13 protein-coding genes and 1 pseudogene are annotated in these 17,974 nt (G+C 63.0%); 12 read left to right on the top strand and 2 right to left on the bottom strand.

The window, feature by feature from the left end:
- The first annotated feature begins 284 nt into the window (after nucleotides 1–284).
- The 8 genes and pseudogenes from EGJ22_RS14140 to EGJ22_RS14105 all read left to right on the top strand — a co-directional run bounded on the left by EGJ22_RS14140 (nucleotide 285) and on the right by EGJ22_RS14105 (nucleotide 10,848).
- The gene (locus EGJ22_RS14140) at nucleotides 285–1,910 is read left to right on the top strand and encodes an ABC transporter substrate-binding protein (RefSeq protein ID WP_009685156.1); all 1,626 of its coding nucleotides are present in this window, start codon (nucleotides 285–287) and stop codon (nucleotides 1,908–1,910) included.
- A gap of 145 nt (nucleotides 1,911–2,055) precedes the next feature.
- Nucleotides 2,056–3,648: pseudogene (locus EGJ22_RS14135) on the top strand (ABC transporter substrate-binding protein).
- 146 nt (nucleotides 3,649–3,794) lie between these two features.
- Complete coding sequence (locus tag EGJ22_RS14130; RefSeq protein WP_029885060.1) at nucleotides 3,795–5,174, top strand: OprD family porin; 1,380 nt, start codon at nucleotides 3,795–3,797, stop codon at nucleotides 5,172–5,174.
- Between the two features lie 78 nt (nucleotides 5,175–5,252).
- The gene (locus EGJ22_RS14125) at nucleotides 5,253–6,863 is read left to right on the top strand and encodes an ABC transporter substrate-binding protein (RefSeq protein ID WP_009685152.1); all 1,611 of its coding nucleotides are present in this window, start codon (nucleotides 5,253–5,255) and stop codon (nucleotides 6,861–6,863) included.
- Nucleotides 6,864–6,953: 90 nt separating this feature from the next.
- Complete coding sequence (locus EGJ22_RS14120; protein ID WP_009685151.1) at nucleotides 6,954–7,964, top strand: ABC transporter permease subunit; 1,011 nt, start codon at nucleotides 6,954–6,956, stop codon at nucleotides 7,962–7,964.
- Nucleotides 7,965–7,974: 10 nt separating this feature from the next.
- Nucleotides 7,975–8,901 (top strand): ABC transporter permease subunit, encoded by a 927-nt coding sequence (locus EGJ22_RS14115; protein WP_009685150.1) that lies wholly within the window; start codon nucleotides 7,975–7,977, stop codon nucleotides 8,899–8,901.
- A 10-nt stretch (nucleotides 8,902–8,911) separates the two neighbouring features.
- Nucleotides 8,912–9,880 (top strand): ABC transporter ATP-binding protein, encoded by a 969-nt coding sequence (locus tag EGJ22_RS14110; protein ID WP_009685149.1) that lies wholly within the window; start codon nucleotides 8,912–8,914, stop codon nucleotides 9,878–9,880.
- Nucleotides 9,880–10,848, top strand: a complete 969-nt coding sequence (locus tag EGJ22_RS14105) for a peptide ABC transporter ATP-binding protein (protein WP_009685148.1) — start codon at nucleotides 9,880–9,882, stop codon at nucleotides 10,846–10,848. The genes EGJ22_RS14110 and EGJ22_RS14105 overlap by 1 nt, the downstream gene beginning before the upstream one ends.
- Nucleotides 10,849–11,165: 317 nt before the next feature.
- Here the strand turns inward: EGJ22_RS14105 and EGJ22_RS14100 are convergent, their stop codons facing one another.
- Nucleotides 11,166–12,065 (bottom strand): hypothetical protein, encoded by a 900-nt coding sequence (locus EGJ22_RS14100; RefSeq protein ID WP_047150133.1) that lies wholly within the window; start codon nucleotides 12,063–12,065, stop codon nucleotides 11,166–11,168.
- A gap of 211 nt (nucleotides 12,066–12,276) precedes the next feature.
- Here EGJ22_RS14100 and EGJ22_RS14095 point away from each other — a divergent pair, with 211 nt between their 5' ends.
- The 4 genes from EGJ22_RS14095 to EGJ22_RS14080 all read left to right on the top strand — a co-directional run bounded on the left by EGJ22_RS14095 (nucleotide 12,277) and on the right by EGJ22_RS14080 (nucleotide 16,053).
- Nucleotides 12,277–13,077: a nuclear transport factor 2 family protein gene (locus tag EGJ22_RS14095; RefSeq protein WP_009685145.1), complete on the top strand. Its 801-nt coding sequence runs from the start codon at nucleotides 12,277–12,279 to the stop codon at nucleotides 13,075–13,077.
- 64 nt (nucleotides 13,078–13,141) lie between these two features.
- Nucleotides 13,142–14,548, top strand: a complete 1,407-nt coding sequence (locus EGJ22_RS14090) for an FAD-binding oxidoreductase (protein ID WP_009685144.1) — start codon at nucleotides 13,142–13,144, stop codon at nucleotides 14,546–14,548.
- Nucleotides 14,549–14,579: 31 nt separating this feature from the next.
- Nucleotides 14,580–14,921, top strand: a complete 342-nt coding sequence (locus EGJ22_RS14085; protein WP_009685143.1) for a cupin domain-containing protein — start codon at nucleotides 14,580–14,582, stop codon at nucleotides 14,919–14,921.
- Nucleotides 14,922–14,973: 52 nt separating this feature from the next.
- Nucleotides 14,974–16,053: a polyamine ABC transporter substrate-binding protein gene (locus EGJ22_RS14080; RefSeq protein ID WP_009685142.1), complete on the top strand. Its 1,080-nt coding sequence runs from the start codon at nucleotides 14,974–14,976 to the stop codon at nucleotides 16,051–16,053.
- 107 nt (nucleotides 16,054–16,160) lie between these two features.
- Here EGJ22_RS14080 and EGJ22_RS14075 read toward each other — a convergent pair whose 3' ends face one another.
- The gene (locus EGJ22_RS14075; RefSeq protein ID WP_009685141.1) at nucleotides 16,161–17,744 is read right to left on the bottom strand and encodes a peptide chain release factor 3; all 1,584 of its coding nucleotides are present in this window, start codon (nucleotides 17,742–17,744) and stop codon (nucleotides 16,161–16,163) included.
- Between the last annotated feature and the right edge of the window lie 230 nt (nucleotides 17,745–17,974).

The raw sequence follows: 17,974 nt of genomic DNA, 5'->3' as shown, positions 1-17,974 counted from the left end.
CGTGTGGGGGCTGAAAAAAGCGTTTCAGACCTTTCTTACGCACCGTTCAGGTGCATCCTACAAAATTCCCGCCTCGAAACACCTCGAAAAAAGCCATCATTTTGCCCACGCAAACGTTTAACTTCGCCGAAAGTTATAGCGATGCGACATCCATGTACGTTCGTGCCACATTTCCGGCGCCAACTATCCTTGTACCTGTTGCATTGGGAACATCCCCTGCATAAGTATCCGCAGGTCGGCTCACGAGGCCACCTCACTCGAAAAATGACAAAAATGAGGCCACCATGCTCAAACACGCAGTCATACCGTTCCTGCTCGGTGCAGGCTTGCTCACCGGTGCTCCGTCGGCACTTGCCGCGTCCAACCTGGTGTTCTGCTCCGAAGGCAGCCCGGCCGGCTTCGATCCAGGGCAATACACTACCGGCACCGACTTCGACGCCTCGGCCGAAACCGTCTTCAACCGCCTGACGCAGTTCGAACGCGGCGGCACTGCAGTGATACCCGGCCTGGCCACCCGCTGGGACGTGTCCGACGATGGCAAGACCTACACCTTCCACCTGCGCGAGGGGGTGAAGTTCCACACCACCGACTACTTCAAGCCGACCCGCCCGTTCAACGCCGACGACGTGCTGTTCACCTTCAACCGCATGCTCGACAAGGACCACCCCTTCCGCAAGGCCTACCCGACCGAGTTCCCGTACTTCACCGACATGGGCATGGACAAGAACATCGCCAAGCTGGAGAAGCTTGACGAGCACACCGTCAAGTTCACCCTCAACGAGGTCGATGCAGCGTTCATCCAGAACCTGGCCATGAGCTTCGCCTCGATCCAGTCCGCCGAATACGCCGACCAGTTGCTCAAGAACGGCAAGGCCGCCGACATCAACCAGAAGCCGATCGGCACCGGCCCGTTCGTGTTCAGCAAGTACCAGAAGGACGCGCAGATCCGCTTCAAGGGCAACAAGGACTACTGGAAGCCCGAGGACGTGAAGATCGACAACCTGATCTTCGCCATCACCACCGACGCCTCGGTGCGCATGCAGAAGCTGAAAAAGAACGAATGCCAGGTCACCCTGTTCCCACGCCCGGCCGATATCGAGCCGCTGAAGGCCGACAAGAACCTGCAGATGCCCCAGCAGGCCGGCTTCAACCTGGGTTACATCGCCTATAACGTGATGGACCAGATCAAGGGCAGCAACCAGCCCAACCCCATGGCCCAGCTGAAAGTGCGCCAGGCGCTGGACATGGCCGTGGACAAGAAGCGCATCATCGAGTCGGTCTACCAGGGCGCCGGCCAGTTGGCGGTCAACGCCATGCCGCCCACGCAGTGGTCGTATGACACCAGCATCAAGGACGCACCGTTCGACCCGGAAAAAGCCAAACAACTGCTCAAGGAAGCCGGCATCAAGGAAGGCACCGAAATCACCCTGTGGGCCATGCCCGTGCAACGCCCGTACAACCCCAATGCCAAGCTGATGGCCGAAATGCTGCAGTCCGACTGGGCCAAGATCGGCATCAAGGCAAAAATTGTCAGCTATGAGTGGGGCGAGTACATCAAGCGCTCCAAAGCCGGCGAACAGGGCGCCATGCTGATTGGCTGGAGCGGCGACAACGGTGACCCGGACAACTGGCTAGGCACCCTCTACGGCTGCGATGCCATTGACGGCAACAACTTCTCCAAGTGGTGCTACAAGCCCTACGACAGCCTGATCAAACAGGCCAAGGCCACCTCCGACCAAGCCAAGCGCACCGAGCTGTACCAGCAGGCACAGCGCATCCTCAAGGAGCAGGTGCCGATCACCCCGATCGCCCACTCCACCGTCTACCAGCCGATGAGCGTCAAGGTGAAGGACTTCAAGATCAGCCCGTTCGCGCTGAACGCCTTCTACGGCGTCAGCGTGGACAAATAGGGTAGCCCCGGCACCCGCCAGGCGGTGGGTGCCCTCCCCTCCAATCACTGATTTCTGTCGGCCTGCAGCTATCCGCTGCGGGGTCGGCACACTGTTGCCGCCATTCGTACCCGTAGGCGGTGCAAACAGAGGAAAAGGACTTGCCATGCGCCACGCCACCCGACTTGCTGCCCTGCTGGCCCTGGGCCTGATCAGCCAGGCCCCCCACCTGTACGCCAACAGCCTGGTGTTCTGCTCCGAAGGCAGCCCTGCCGGTTTCGACACCGCCCAGTACACCACCGCCACCGACAACGACGCCGCCGAACCGATCTACAACCGCCTGGTCGAGTTCGAACGTGGCGGCACCGCCGTGCACCCTGCCCTGGCTACCCGCTGGGAGGTGTCCGACGACGGCTTGAGCTATACCTTCCACCTGCGTGAAGGGGTCAGGTTCCACAGCAACAAGGCCTTCACGCCCAGCCGCGACTTCAATGCCGACGACGTGCTGTTCACCTTCAACCGCATGCTCGACAAAGCCCACCCGTTCCGCCAGGCCTACCCCACCGAGTTCCCCTATTTCATCAGCATGGGCCTGGACAAGAACATCGCCCGGGTCGAGAAACGCGACCCTCTGACCGTGGTGTTCACCCTGAACGCGGTGGATGCCGCATTCATTCAGAACCTGGCCATGAGCTTCGCCTCGATCCTCTCTGCCGAGTACGCCGAGCAGCTGCTGGCCAGCGGGCGTGCCAGTGACATCAACCAGCACCCGATCGGCACCGGCCCGTTCGTGTTCCAGCGCTACCAGAAGGACTCGCAGATCCGCTACAAGGGCAACAAGGCCTACTGGGCCCCCGAGCAGGTCAAGCTCGACAACCTGGTGTTTTCGATCAACGTAGACCCCTCGGTGCGCATCCAGAAACTGCGCCGCAACGAATGCCAGGTCACCCTGCACCCGCGCCCCGCCGACCTGCCGGCCCTTCGCGCCGACAGCCAGCTGCAGGTGCTGCAGCAGCCGGGCTTCAACCTCGGCTACATCGCCTACAACACCCGCCATGCACCGTTCGACCGCCTGGAAGTACGCCAGGCGCTGGACATGGCGGTGAACAAGCAAGCCATCATCCAGGCGGTGTACCAGGACGCCGGCCAGTTGGCAGTCAACGCCATGCCACCGACCCAATGGTCCTACGACAACAGCCTCAAGGATGCCCCTTACAACCCGGAAAAGGCCCGCCAACTGCTGCGCCAGGCCGGCGTAGCGCCAGGTACCGAGGTCACCTTGTGGGCCATGCCGGTGCAGCGCCCGTAAAACCCCAACGCCAAGCTGATGGCCGAAATGCTGCAGGCCGACTGGAACAAACTCGGCCTCAAGGTGCGCATCGTCAGCTACGAGTGGGGGGAATACATAAAGCGCATGAAAAACGGCGAGCACGACATCGCCCTGATCGGCTGGACCGGTGACAACGGCGACCCCGACAACTGGCTGGGCACCCTCTACAGCTGCGCCGCCATTGGCAGCAACAACTACTCGCAGTGGTGCGATCCGCAGTACGACAGCCTGGTCATGCAGGCCAAGCGCGTGAGCGACCCGGTGCAACGCAGCGCCCTGTACCAGCAGGCACAGCAGCGCCTCAAGCAGCAGGTGCCGATCACCCCGGTGGCCCATTCCACCGTCAACCAGCCGCTCAGCGTCAAGGTTTCCCAATTCAAGGTCAGCCCGTTTGGGCGCAATGATTTCTCCGGTGTGAGTGTTGACTGATGGCCAACCTGCACCGGCCGCTTCGCCGGTACAGGCAACACAGCGTCCGGATCAAGCCCGGCAACCCCGCGGCAACCCTGGCAACACCGCAGCAAGCACCCGGCCCACAAGGCCGGCCATAACTAGAAAAGAAAGGGAGCTTCAACTTGAAACTATTCACCTTGAGCGCACTGGCCTTATCCATCAGTGCAGTGACCACCGTGGCCCAGGCTGACCCGCAAAGCCAGGCGTTCATTCCCATCACCCTCAAGAGCACCAGCGAGCAAGCCCAGGCCAGCGGTTTTATCGAGGGGCAGAACCTGTCCGGCAGCACCCGTAACTGGTACGCCCGCGAACGCGCGGCGCGCGCCCCCCTGTGGAAGTACTACAAGAACGACGGCACCCGCCACGACACCCACAGCCGTGAGAACTGGGTGCAGGGCACCATCCTCAACTACAGCTCCGGCTTTACCGAGGGTACCGTCGGCATCGCCGTCGAGGCCGCCGGCTACAATGCGATTGCGCTGCAGCAGAGCCGCCAGGCCGTAGCCGGCCCCAACAACCGCACCCTCACCCACAGCGACGGCGACCCCATCGGCCAGTGGAGCAAGCTGGGCCTGGGCAACATCAAGGCACGCGTGTCCAACACCACACTCACCCTGGGCAGGCAATCGGTGGACACACCCATGATCGCCTACATCGGCAACCGTGCCCTGCCGTCGAGCTTCCAGGGCGTATTCCTGCACAGCGCCGAGTTCGACAACCTCAACTTCGACCTGGGCACCTTCGACCGCGTTTCGCCGCGTACCGAGCAAAGCCTCAGCAAGTTCCGCAGCGAGTACAGCGCCACTGGCGTGGAAACCGACCGTGCCAGCACTGCCGGCATCAACTACCAGCCGTTCAAGAGCCTGAGCACCAGCCTGTACGCCACCAAAGTCGATGACTTCTGGAACCAGTACTACTTCGGCGCCAACCACGTGCTTGGCGACAGTGCGGTGCTCAGCCTGACCACTGGCCTGAACTACTACAAGACAGTCGACGCCGGCAGCCAGAAAATGGGCAAGATCGACAACGACACCTACAGCCTGTCGTTCGGCCTGACCCACCAGGCGCACACCCTCAGCGCTTCGTGGCAGCAGGTCAACGGCAACGAATACTTCGACTACCTGCACGAAACCAACGGCATTTTCCTGGCCAACTCGTTGCTCTCGGACTTCAACGGCCCGAACGAGAAATCCCTGCAGATTTCCTACGTGCTGAACATGGCGCCCTACGGCGTGCCAGGCTTGAAGTTCAACCTGTACAACGCCCGCGGCTGGGGCATCGATGGCACCCACTACCGTGGCACCGCCTATGACGTGAGGGGCCTGGATGGCGAAACCCACTACGAGTGGGGTATCGGCACCAGCTACGCGGTGCAGAGCGGGCCGTTGAAGGACACCAGTATCCGCGCCACCTACACCACGCACCGCGCCAGCAAGGCGCAGGCCGATGGCAGCCTGGACGAGTTCCGCGTGGTCACCACCATCCCATTCAACATTCTCTGACCGTTTGCGCCACGGCCCGCTGCACGGCGGGCCTTGGCGGCTACGCTGGAATCAATGCACGCAGGGAGTCTTCAACCCATGCACAGAGTTTTCATCAAGTCGCGACCGCTACGCCTGGCGCTGGCTGCGCTGGTGCTCGGCAGTGCCACGCAACTGGCGGCCAAGCCGCTGGTGGTCTGCACCGAAGCCAGCCCGGAGGGCTTCGACGTGGTCCAGTACACCACCGGCGTCACCTTCGATGCGTCCTCTGAAACACTGTTCAACCGCCTGGTGGACTTCAAGCCCGGGACCACCGACATCGAGCCGGCCCTGGCCGAGCGCTGGGACATTTCAGCAGATGGCCTGACCTATACCTTTCACCTGCGCAAGGGCGTGAAGTTCCACAGCACCGACTACTTCACACCCACCCGCGAATTCAACGCCGACGATGTGCTGTGGAGCCTGCGGCGCCAGCTGGACCCGGCGCACCCGTGGCACGACAAGACCAGCGTCGGCTACCCGTACTTCGAGAGCATGGCCTTCAGCCAGTTGCTCAAGGCGGTGGACAAGACCGACGAGCATACCGTGGTGATCACCCTCACCCGCCCCGAAGCACCGTTCCTGCATGACATGGCCATGGGCTTCACCTCTATCTATTCGGCAGAATACGGCGACCAGTTGCTCAAGGCCGGCAAGACCGCCGAGCTGAACAGCAAACCCATCGGCACCGGGCCGTTCATCTTCCAGCGCTACAACAAGGACGCGCAGGTCCGCTTCAAACCCAACCCCGACTACTTCCGCGGCAAACCGCCGGCCGACGCCCTGATCTTCGCCATTGCCACCGACAGCAATGTGCGCCTGCAGAAATTGCGCGCCAACGAGTGCCAGGTGGCGCTGTACCCCAAGCCGGACGACGTGCCCTCGATCAAGGCCGACCGCACCCTCAAGGTGGCCGAAACCGAAGCGCTGGTGACCGGCTATGTTGCCATGAACACCCAGCACAAGTACCTCAGCGACGTGCGTGTGCGTAAAGCCATCAACATGGCATTCGACCGCCAGACCCACGTCGACCAGCTGTTCGGCAAAGGTAATGCGTTGGTCGGGGTGAACCCCTACCCGCCCAGCATGATGGGCTTCAACCCGGCCAACCAGAACCCGCCGCGTGACCTTGCCAAGGCGCGCGCCCTGCTCAAGGAGGCGGATGTGCCGGAGGGCACCGTCATCACCCTGTTCACCCGCAACGGCGGTGGCATGACCAACCCCAACCCGCGCCTGTCGGCCGAGATGCTGCAGGCCGACCTCGGCCAGATCGGCCTGAAGCTGGATATCCGTGTGATGGAGTGGGCCGAGATGCTGCGCCGCGCCAAGCGCGGTGAAGCCGACCTGGTGTCCACCGGCTGGGCGGGCGACAACGGCGACCCGGACAACTTCCTCACCCCCCTGCTCAGTTGCGAGGCGGCCAAGACCGGCGAGAACTATGCGCGCTGGTGCAACCCTAAGTTCCAGGAGCTGATCAGCCGAGCCCGCGAGGTGGTCGACAACGACGAACGGGCAAGGCTCTATAGCGAGGCATTGAAGGTGTACGATGACGACCAACCGTGGATCAGCATGGCCCACCCGAAGATGTTCACCGCCATGCGTGACAATGTAGAGGGCTACGTGATCAGCCCTCTGGCCAAAAACAACTTCGCCACCACCCGGGTGAAGTAGAACAACGACGACCGCCGGCGCCCAGCAGGGAACCGGCGGCACTGCCGTAGCGTGCTGCTGGCCGTACGGTCTGATGAGGTAACCCCGACAATGTTGAGTTTTATTGCCCGGCGCCTTGGCCTGCTGATACCGACTTTTTTCGGCATCACGTTGCTGACTTTCGCGCTCATACGCCTGATCCCCGGCGACCCGGTGGAAGTGATGATGGGCGAGCGCAGGGTCGACCCCGAAATGCATGCCCAGGCCATGGAGCGCCTGGGCTTGAACAAACCCCTGCCGGTCCAGTACCTGGACTATGTCGGCAAGCTGGCCCAGGGCGACCTGGGTGAATCGCTGCGCACCCGCGAAAGCGTGTGGCGGGAGTTCCTGACCTTGTTCCCGGCCACCCTGGAACTGGCCTTTGCCGCGCTGTTGTTCGCTGGCGTGGTCGGCCTGCTGGCCGGGGTGATCGCGGCGCTCAAACGCGGCTCGCTGTTCGACCACGGGGTAATGGGCATATCCCTGGCGGGCTATTCGATGCCGATCTTCTGGTGGGGTCTGATCCTGATCATGTTCTTCTCGGTGAGCCTGGGCTGGACCCCGGTGTCCGGGCGCATCGACCTGCTCTACGACATCGAGCCGAAAACCGGCTTCATGCTGATCGATACCCTGCTCAGCGATGAGGAAGGCTCATTCAAGGACGCGGTGATGCACCTGATTCTGCCTGCCATCGTGCTCGGCACCATCCCGCTGGCGGTAATCGCGCGCATGACCCGCTCATCGATGCTTGAAGTGCTGCGCGAAGACTACATCCGTACAGCCCGTGCCAAAGGCCTATCGCCGGCCCGGGTAGTGTTCGTGCATGGCCTGCGCAACGCATTGATCCCGGTGCTCACCGTGTTCGGCCTGCAGGTCGGCACGCTGTTGGCCGGTGCGGTGCTGACCGAAACCATCTTCTCCTGGCCGGGCATCGGCAAATGGCTGATCGAAGCCATCGGCGCCCGTGACTACCCCGTGGTCCAGAACGGCATCCTGCTGATCGCCTGCCTGGTAATCCTGGTCAACTTCGTCGTGGACATTCTCTACGGCCTGGCCAACCCACGCATCCGTCATCAGCGCTGAGGCCCTTGCCATGACTAGCCCGATTCCGAAATCCGTGTCGCCGGCCAGCCCGGTGGACCAAAGCCTGCTCTACCCTTCGCCGTACAAAGAATTCTGGCAAGCCTTCGCGCGCAACAAAGGCGCGGTGATGGGCCTGGCGTTCATGTGCCTGGTGGTGTTCTGCGCGCTGTTCGCGCCATGGGTCGCCCCCCATGACCCCAGCGAGCAGTACCGCGACTTCCTGTTGACCCCACCGGTGTGGCTGGAGGGCGGCACCTGGCAGTTCATCCTTGGCACCGACGAACTCGGCCGCGACCTGCTTTCACGCCTGATCCAGGGCGCGCGGCTGTCGCTGCTGATCGGCCTGTCCTCGGTGGTGATGTCGCTGATCCCGGGCATCCTGCTAGGCCTGCTGGCCGGGTTCTTCCCGCAACTGCTGGGCCCGTCGATCATGCGCCTGATGGACGTGATGCTGGCCCTGCCGTCGCTGCTGCTGGCGGTGGCGATCGTCGCCATTCTCGGCCCAGGCCTGATCAACACGGTGATTGCGATCGCCATCGTGTCGCTGCCCTCTTACGTGCGCCTGACCCGCGCCGCCGTGATGGGCGAGCTGAACCGCGACTACGTCACGGCCGCACGCCTGGCCGGCGCCGGCTTGCCACGCCTGATGTTCGTCACGGTGCTGCCCAACTGCATGGCACCGTTGATCGTGCAGGCCACCTTGAGTTTTTCCTCGGCGATCCTCGACGCCGCCGCCCTGGGCTTCCTTGGCCTGGGCGTGCAGCCGCCCACCCCCGAGTGGGGCACCATGCTGGCTTCGGCGCGTGACTACATCGAGCGTGCCTGGTGGGTGGTGAGCCTGCCCGGCCTGACCATTCTGCTCAGTGTGTTGGCAATCAACCTGATGGGCGACGGCCTGCGCGATGCGCTGGACCCGAAACTCAAGAACGCCGCCTGAGGAGAACGCCATGTCACTGTTACAGATCAACAACCTGAACGTGCGCTTCGGCGACGCCACTGCCGTACCGGTGGTCGATGGCCTGGACCTGGCGGTGGACGCCGGCGAGATCCTGGCGATCGTCGGCGAGTCCGGCTCGGGTAAATCGGTCACCATGATGGCCCTGATGGGCCTGATCGATGCGCCTGGGCGCATTACCGCCGACGCCCTGACGTTCGACGGCACCGACATGCTCAAGCTCAGCGGCCGGCAACGGCGCAAGGTGGTGGGCAAGGACATCGCCATGGTCTTCCAGGACCCGATGACCGCACTGAACCCCAGCTACACGGTAGGCTTCCAGATCGAGGAGGTGCTGCGCCAACACTTGGGCCTGAAGGGCAAGGCAGCGCGCCAACGTGCCCTTGAGCTATTGAAAAAGGTCGAGATCCCGGCGGCGGAAAGCCGCCTGGATGCCTACCCGCACCAGTTGTCCGGCGGCATGAGCCAGCGTGTGGCAATTGCCATGGCGATTGCCGGCGAACCCAAGCTGCTGATCGCCGATGAGCCCACCACCGCGCTGGACGTGACGATCCAGGCGCAGATCATGGAACTGCTGGTGAACCTGCAGAAAGAGCGCAACATGGCGCTGATCCTCATCACCCACGACCTTGCCGTAGTCGCCGAAACGGCCAGGCGGGTGTGCGTGATGTATGCCGGCCAGGCGGTGGAAGTTGGCCAGGTTCCGGAGCTGTTCGACCTGCCGGCCCACCCTTACAGCGAAGCCCTGCTGGCGGCCATCCCCGAACACAGCCTTGGCGCCGAACGCCTGGCCACCCTGCCCGGCATCGTGCCTGGCCGCTACGACCGCCCCGTGGGCTGCCTGCTGTCGCCGCGCTGCCCTTATGTACAGGACAACTGCCGGCGCCAGCGCCCGCCCCTCGACCCTCAGGCGTACAGCCTGGTGCGTTGCTTCTACCCGCTGAACCAGGAGGTGGCGTAATGGCCGTGGTTCTGACTGCCCGGGAATTGACCCGGCATTACGAAGTATCCCGCGGGCTGTTCAAAGGCCACGCACTGGTCCGCGCGCTCAACGGCGTGTCGTTCGAGCTGGAGGCCGGCAAGACCCTGGCGGTGGTGGGTGAGTCTGGCTGCGGCAAGTCGACCCTGGCCCGCGCCCTGACATTGATCGAAGAGCCGTCTTCCGGCTCCCTGCAAATTGCCGGCACCGAAGTCACTGGCGCCAGCAAGGCCCAGCGCAAGCAACTGCGCCGCGACGTGCAGATGGTATTCCAGAGCCCCTACGCTTCGCTCAACCCGCGGCAGAAGATTGGCGACCAGTTGGCCGAACCTTTGCTGATCAACACCTCGCTGAGCAAGGCCGAACGGCGAGACAAGGTGCAGAAGATGATGGAGCAGGTCGGCCTGCGCCCCGAACATTATCAGCGCTACCCGCACATGTTCTCTGGCGGCCAGCGCCAGCGCATCGCCCTGGCCCGGGCGATGATGCTGCAGCCCAAGGTACTGGTGGCAGACGAACCGACCTCAGCGCTGGACGTGTCGATCCAGGCACAGGTACTGAACCTGTTCATGGACTTGCAGAAGGAGTTCAACACCGCCTACGTGTTCATCTCGCACAACCTGGCGGTGGTGCGGCACGTGGCCGACCAAGTGCTGGTGATGTACCTGGGAAGGCCCGCAGAAATGGGGCCCAAGGAGGACATCTACGAGAAGCCGCTGCACCCGTACACCCAGGCACTGCTGTCAGCGACGCCGGCGATTCATCCTGACCCGCTGAAGCCGAAAATCAGAATTGCCGGGGAGTTGCCCAACCCGCTGAACCCGCCGGACGGCTGCGCGTTCCACAAGCGCTGCCCACATGCCACTGAGCGCTGCGCCAAGGACGTGCCGGCGTTCAGGCAAGTCGGTACCCGGCAAGTGGCCTGTCATTACGCGGAGCAGTTTCTTTAATCAGTTGCCAGAGCGGTCTGCGCTGGCGTGAGGTTCACGCGACCTCTGCAGAAGCGGCCTTGCGCCGCGATGGGCCGCCCCGCGGCCCCCAGCCGCTCAATGCATGAAAATCCAGATCAGGATAATCACCGGTATCGGTACGCCGATCATCCACAGCAATATCGAGCGCATGTTCAACCTCCGTCAATGGTGGCAATAGCAAAGGGCGGCCTGGGCCGCCCTTACTGTCAGTGCATGAACAGTGCAATCAGGATGATCACGGGAATCGGTACTCCAAGCATCCACAGCAATATCGAGCGCATGGTAATTCTCCTTGCTTAACGTTGAACGGTGCGGGTAGTGACGTAGTCGCCTTCCAGCCACTGCACGCGGTCGCGCAGGCGACCGCCATACAGGGCCGCGACGCTGGCGATAAAGGCGCCGCACAGCAGCGCGACGAAGGTCCAGAGGGCAGTCCAGGCAGCTACCTTGGCGGCAGTATCGGCCGCTTGCTTGGCATCGGTTTTCAGCTGCTGCACCTGAGCCATTACCTGGTCCACACGGGCTTCGGCTTCGGCCTGGGTCAGGCGGGTACGCTGCGCCACCAACTGGGCCAGGTAGGTACGGTCCTCAGGAGGCAATGCGCCGTCCCCGGCAATGCCCTTGGCCAGAATGCGCGCGGCAACCCCATTGGCGGCGTCCTCGCTGACTGGCGCCGGGCCGTCACCGCGGAACAGGCTGTCGACGAAGTACCCCATCGAGTCATTGTTGCTACCGGTAGCCGCCGATGCACCTGCGGCAGCAGACACCGTGGCCGCTTGCGACGCAGCGCTGGCTCCGGCCCCTACCAAGTTGCCCGCCGCGCCCAGCACCAGCATGGCGGCGACCAGGGTGGCCACTGCCCACGACAGGAAGCCATGCGCGGTATCGCGGAAGTACACCTCGTCACCGTGCAGGTTCGCCCACTTCACCCGCAGCCGGCCGGCAATATAGCCGCCCATGCCCGATGCGATGATCTGCGTGAGCAGCAGCCAGACAATGGTAGAAACGCCCAGGGCTTTGGCACTCGCCCCTTCGTCAGCCCAAGGCGAGGTTGCGGCGAAGCCCAATCCCGCGCCCAGTACCACAAGGATGAGGGAAACGGATGCGGCAGCAGCCGCGCCAGCGAAGATGGCCGCCCAGGAAACACCTGAACGGCTTTGCGTATCGACAGCGGGGTAGTCGGCAGAGGTGATCATGATGTGTGCGCCTTATGTTGTTAGCGAGAATTCCATTCGCGCAGTAACCTTTGCAGTAGCTGTGCCAGCTGTGACAAAAAATGACGCCCATATAAATCAGTGGCTTAGCTCGCTGGCCGCCTGCTGAACCGTGCAAAATGCGCGAAAGCGCCCTATCCATCAGGTGTTCTGCATTCTTGTGATGGCCTGGCCGGCAAGGCATGATCCAGCCATGACGCTTCCCGATGACCCCGCCCAGACCCCACTCACCGCCGAGACCGTGCTGCGCTACCACCTGTGCTGGAAGCACCGTGACCTCGACGGCGTGATGGCGCTTTATCACCCCGATGTCCAGTATCACGACTTCTTCCAGAACCGCGTGCTGGGCTATCGCGAACTGCGCGACTACGTGCGCGCCTGCCTACCCCATGAAGCCGGCGAAGACATCGTCCACAGTGACCGTATCCGCGTCGATGGCTGCACCGCGTTCATCCAGTACCAGGTTACGGTGCAGGGCGGCGATGGCCTGGTGGCGTTTCAGTCCAGCGAGGCAATTACCGTGAGGGACGGCCTGATCTGGCGGGTCAACGAATATGCGACCCTGGTGCGCCAGCACGGCAACACCGCGGGCACCGGCGGCGCGCGGCCAGCCACCAGCCGCCTGGGCCTGTCACCGCGGCAGCTGTCGACCATGGCCCAGGACCTGGAACACTATTTTCAGCGCCAGCGCCCCTACCTGGACCCTGAACTGGATCTGCAGCAAGTTGCCGATGCCAGTGGCTACAGCCGCAACCAGATTTCCTACCTGCTGAACCAGGTGCTTGGGCAAAGCTTCTACCGCTACGTCAACCAGGCGCGCCTGCAGCACCTGATGGCCAGCCTTGATGACAACAGCGCCGGAACACCCATCGATGACCTGGCGTTCAACGCTGGCTTCAATTCGCTGTCGGCGTTCTACAAGTGCTTCCGTGAACACACCGGGCTCACACCCAAGGCCTACCTGAAGCAAATTTCCCTGCGTGCACGCACGTAAGACAGCCGCCCACTCGCCCGACTAGGATCGGCCACAGACCTTGACGGACGTGGAGCCGAACCCGATGCAACCCCTGCGCACGCTCAGCCTGTGGATGGACCAGCTCGACGAGCCGCTGTGCGCCCGCCCGGCCCTGCGCGACGACCTGGACGCGGATGTGTGCATCATCGGCGCGGGCTACACCGGGCTGTGGACCGCCTACTACCTCAAGCGCCAGGCACCCCAGCTGAACATTGCACTGATCGATGCCAACATCGCCGGTTTCGGCGCCTCTGGGCGCAACGGTGGCTGGCTGATGGGCAACCTGCTCGGCGAAGACCGCCTGCTCGCCAGCCTGTCACCGCAGCAGCGCCGCGCCAGCATCGACCTGCTGCACGGGATTCCGGACGAGGTGCACAGCGTGCTGCAGCGCGAAGGCATCGACTGCCACTACCGCAAAGGGGGCGTGCTGTATTGCGCCGCGCGCTACCCGGAACAGGAACGCAGCCTGCGCGCCTACCTCGACGACCTGTACCGCCAGGGCATGACCGAAGACGACTACCGTTGGTTGCGCCCCGAACAGCTGGACGCGCAGCTACGGGTCAGCAACGCCTATGGCGCGATCTACAGCCCGCACACGGCGACCATTCAGCCGGCCATGCTCGCCCGTGGCCTGGCCCGGGCACTGGAAGCGCTGGGTGTACCGATCTACGAAAATACCCCAGCCATCGACTGGCAACCGGGTGAGGTGCGTACACCGCTGGCGCGCATTCGCTGCCAATGGGTGGTGCCCGCCGTGGAAGGCTACGCCGCCAGCCTGCCACCACTGGGCAAACACCAACTGCCGGTGCAGAGCCTGCTGGTGGCCACCGAGCCACTTCCCGAGGCGACCTGGGAACAGATCGGCATGAGCCAGGGCCAGGCCTTCAGCGAAAGCAGCCGCCAGGTCACCTATGGCCAGCGCACGGCCGACAACCGGCTGGTATTCGGCGCCCGGGGCGGGTACCGCTTCGGCGGCCGCCTGCGTGAAAACTTCAACCTCGACGAACATGAAATCGAGCTGCGCCGCTACCTGTTCAGCGAACTCTTCCCACAGCTAAAGCATGCGCGTATCACCCATTCGTGGGGTGGCAACCTAGGCATGGCGCGGCGCTTCCGCCCACACATGCTCTGCGACCGCCAGCGCGGCATCGCCCTGGCCGGCGGTTACGGCGGCGAAGGCGTTGGCGCCACCAACCTGGGCGGGCGGACCCTGGCGGCACTGATCCTCAACCAGCACAACGCGCTGACGGCGCAACCGTGGGTGCTCGACAACCGCCCGGTTTCAAGCCTGGCCAGCTGGCCCCCCGAGCCCTGCCGCTGGCTGGGCTACAACGCAATCATCCAGAGCTTCGTCCACGAGGACCGGACCCTCGCCAACCCCGCCAGCGCGCCCTGGCGGCGGCGCCTGGCCAGCTCGCTCGCGGACTTCATGGAAGGCTTCATGCACTGATTCCCTTTCCCCAACACAGGATCCACCGGTCATGCGCATCACCCAGTTCAAGAATACCGACAGCGTCGCACTGGCTAGCGCCAGCCCGGTAGCGGTGCCCCTCGGCGAACCCGTGGCAGTGGCTTCGGTCACCAGCGTGGAACGCGACGACGGCGTCGAAACCGGTATCTGGGAGTGCACCCCCGGGCGTTGGCGGCGGCAGATCGTGCAACAGGAGTTCTGCCATTTCATCAAGGGCCGCTGCACCTTCACCCCCGACGGTGGCGAGCCCCTGCTTATAGAAGCCGGAGACGCATTGATGCTACCGGCCAACAGCACCGGCACCTGGGACATCCAGGAGACCGTGCGCAAGACCTACGTACTGATTTTCTGATCCGCTGATCGCCTGCCTTCGATAACAACAGACAAAGCAAGGTAACTCCGACATGCGCACACGCCTTCTTGCACCCTTGATGCTGGCCGCCAGTGTGGCCAGTGCCGCCGAAACGGTGAAAATCTACAACTGGTCCAGCTACGTGGCACCCGACACGCTGAAAAACTTCCAGCAAGCCACTGGCATCGTGCCCACCTACGACGTGTATGACAGCAACGAAACCCTCGACGGCAAGCTGATGACCGGCAACTCTGGCTACGACGTGGTGTTCCCTTCCAACCACTTCATGGCCCGGCAGATCCAAGGCAAGGCCTTGAAACGCCTGGACAAGTCGCAGCTGCCCAACTGGCAGAACCTCAACCCGGTGCTGCTCAAGGCGCTGGAGGTGAATGACCCGGGCAACCAGTACGGTTTCCCCTACCTGTGGGGCAGCACCGGAATCGGCTACAACATCGACAAGGTCAAGGCGGTACTGGGCGACAACGCGCCGCTGGACTCGTGGGACCTGATCTTCAAGCCCGAATACATGAGCAAGCTGAAAAGCTGCGGTGTAGCGGTGCTGGACAACGGCCCCGAGCTGCTGCCGATTGCCCTGCACTACCTGGGCCTGCCGCACCACAGCCAGAACCCGGCAGACTACGACAAGGCCAAGGCGCTGTTGATGCAGGTACGGCCCTACATCAGCTACTTCCACTCCTCGAAATACACTGGCGACCTGGCCAACGGCGATGTCTGCGTGGTGGTGGGCTTCTCGGGGGATGTGCTGCAGGCGAAGAACCGCGCCGAAGAGGCGCACAACGGCGTCAAGGTGGGCTATTCGATACCCAAGGAAGGCGCGCCCTTGTGGTTCGACATGGTGGCCATGCCGGCCGATGCACCAGATGAAAAGGCTGGCTATGCCTACATGAACTACCTGCTGCAGCCGGAGGTGATGGCCAACATCAGCAACCATGTGCAGTATGCCAACGGCAACCTCAAGGCGGACGGGCTGGTGGACCCTGCGCTGAAAGGCAATGCGATGATTTACCCGAGCGAAGCCGTGATGGGCAAGCTGTATGCGCTGGAGGCGATGCCGGCCAAGATCGACCGCATCAGGACCCGGGTCTGGACCAGTATCAAGGCCGGGAATTGAAATGGGGCCGCTTTGCGGCCCTTCGCGGGCACGCCCGCTCCCACAGTGATTGCCCGTGGGAGCGGGCGTGCCCGCGAAGGGCTGCAAGGCAGCCCCAAATCCAATAGTCAGTGGTGCTCGCGGGTAGCGCGGAACTTGATGTCCGGCCAGCGTTCTTCCATCAGCGCCAGGTTGACCCGGGTCGGCGCCAGGTAAGTGAGGTGGCCGCCACCATCGATGGCCAGGTTTTCCATGGCCTTGGTCTGGAATTCCTCAAGCTTCTTCTTGTCGTCGCAGCTGATCCAGCGGGCCGACCACACGGTGATCGGCTCGTAGGCGCACTCGACCTTGTACTCTTCCTTCAGGCGGCTGGCGACCACGTCGAACTGCAGCACACCGACCGCACCCAGGATGATGTCGTTGCTGCGCTCGGGGAAGAACACCTGCGTGGCACCCTCTTCCGCCAGCTGCTGCAAGCCCTGGCGCAGCTGCTTGGACTTCAGCGGGTCCTTCAGGCGCACACGGCGGAACAGCTCCGGGGCGAAGTGCGGGATACCGGTAAAGCCCAGGGCCTCGCCTTCGGTAAAGGTGTCACCGATCTGGATGGTGCCGTGGTTGTGCAGGCCGATGATGTCGCCGGCAAAGGCCTCTTCCAGTTGCTCACGCTCGGAGGAGAAGAAGGTCAGCGCATCGCCGATACGCAGGTCCTTGTTGAGGCGCACGTGGCGCATCTTCATGCCCTTTTCGTACTTGCCCGAGCAGATGCGCATGAACGCGATACGGTCGCGGTGTTTCGGGTCCATGTTCGCCTGGATCTTGAACACGAAACCGGTGAACTTCTCTTCGACCGGCTCTACGGTACGTTCGTGGGCCACACGCCCGAGCGGCCGCGGCGCCCAGTCGACCACCGCGTCGAGCACGTGGTCGACACCGAAGTTACCGAGTGCCGTACCGAAGAACACCGGGGTCAGCTGGCCACTGATGAACTCTTCCTGGTTGAACTCGTGGCAAGCACCCTGCACCAGCTCCAGTTGCTCGACGAACGAATCGTATTGGTCACCCAGGTGGGCACGGGCCTCGTCGGAGTCCAGCTTCTGGATGATCTTGGCCTCGGTGCGCTCATGGCCGTGGCCAGGGGTGTACACCACGATGTAGTCACCGGTGAGGTGGTACACGCCCTTGAAGTCACGGTAGCAACCGATCGGCCAGGTGATCGGCGCGGCCTTGATCTTCAGAACCGCCTCGATCTCGTCGAGCAGTTCGATCGGGTCGCGAATGTCACGGTCGAGTTTGTTGATGAAGCTGACGATGGGCGTGTCGCGCAGGCGGCAGACGTCCATCAGGGCGATGGTCCGCGGCTCTACACCTTTACCGCCGTCCAGCACCATCAGCGCCGAGTCCACTGCGGTCAGGGTGCGGTAGGTGTCTTCAGAGAAGTCTTCGTGGCCGGGGGTGTCGAGCAGGTTGATCATGTGCTCGCGGTACGGGAACTGCATCACCGAGGTGGTGATGGAGATGCCGCGCTGCTTCTCCATTTCCATCCAGTCGGAGGTGGCATGGCGGTCGGACTTGCGCGACTTCACGGTACCGGCGACGGCAATGGCCTTGCCCATCAGCAGCAGCTTTTCGGTGATGGTGGTCTTACCGGCGTCGGGGTGGGAAATGATTGCGAAAGTGCGGCGCTTCGCGACTTCGGCGGCCTGGTTGGTCATGGGAAATCGCCTGACTGGGGGATTTGAAAGGGGCGATATCATACCTGAAGTTGGGCGGGGACCAAAATCTGCTGATTGAGAGGTTGCAGGTCCGGCCCTATCGCCGGCAAGCCAGCTCCCACAGGTACTGCACAGTACTCCAGCCCTGTGTAATACCTGTGGGAGATTCTATGGTTCCTGGCAAGGGTAGCCGGAGCATCTTCAGCGCCTGTGAGATCGAGCGCCGCCCG

The organism is Pseudomonas sp. p99-361 (genome assembly GCF_003935475.1).
Taxonomy (GTDB): domain Bacteria; phylum Pseudomonadota; class Gammaproteobacteria; order Pseudomonadales; family Pseudomonadaceae; genus Aquipseudomonas; species Aquipseudomonas juntendi.
This window is presented reverse-complemented; position numbering and strand designations above follow the sequence as displayed.

Bases quoted from the DNA above. Each gene is read 5' to 3' on its own strand.
- EGJ22_RS14140 (WP_009685156.1), top strand. From the start codon at position 285: ATGCTCAAACACGCAGTCATACCGTTCCTGCTCGGTGCAGGCTTGCTC.
- EGJ22_RS14125 (WP_009685152.1), top strand. From the start codon at position 5,253: ATGCACAGAGTTTTCATCAAGTCGCGACCGCTACGCCTGGCGCTGGCT.
- EGJ22_RS14120 (WP_009685151.1), top strand. From the start codon at position 6,954: ATGTTGAGTTTTATTGCCCGGCGCCTTGGCCTGCTGATACCGACTTTT.
- EGJ22_RS14115 (WP_009685150.1), top strand. From the start codon at position 7,975: ATGACTAGCCCGATTCCGAAATCCGTGTCGCCGGCCAGCCCGGTGGAC.
- EGJ22_RS14110 (WP_009685149.1), top strand. From the start codon at position 8,912: ATGTCACTGTTACAGATCAACAACCTGAACGTGCGCTTCGGCGACGCC.
- EGJ22_RS14105 (WP_009685148.1), top strand. From the start codon at position 9,880: ATGGCCGTGGTTCTGACTGCCCGGGAATTGACCCGGCATTACGAAGTA.
- EGJ22_RS14100 (WP_047150133.1), bottom strand. From the start codon at position 12,065: ATGATCACCTCTGCCGACTACCCCGCTGTCGATACGCAAAGCCGTTCA.
- EGJ22_RS14095 (WP_009685145.1), top strand. From the start codon at position 12,277: ATGACGCTTCCCGATGACCCCGCCCAGACCCCACTCACCGCCGAGACC.
- EGJ22_RS14090 (WP_009685144.1), top strand. From the start codon at position 13,142: ATGCAACCCCTGCGCACGCTCAGCCTGTGGATGGACCAGCTCGACGAG.
- EGJ22_RS14085 (WP_009685143.1), top strand. From the start codon at position 14,580: ATGCGCATCACCCAGTTCAAGAATACCGACAGCGTCGCACTGGCTAGC.
- EGJ22_RS14080 (WP_009685142.1), top strand. From the start codon at position 14,974: ATGCGCACACGCCTTCTTGCACCCTTGATGCTGGCCGCCAGTGTGGCC.
- EGJ22_RS14075 (WP_009685141.1), bottom strand. From the start codon at position 17,744: ATGACCAACCAGGCCGCCGAAGTCGCGAAGCGCCGCACTTTCGCAATC.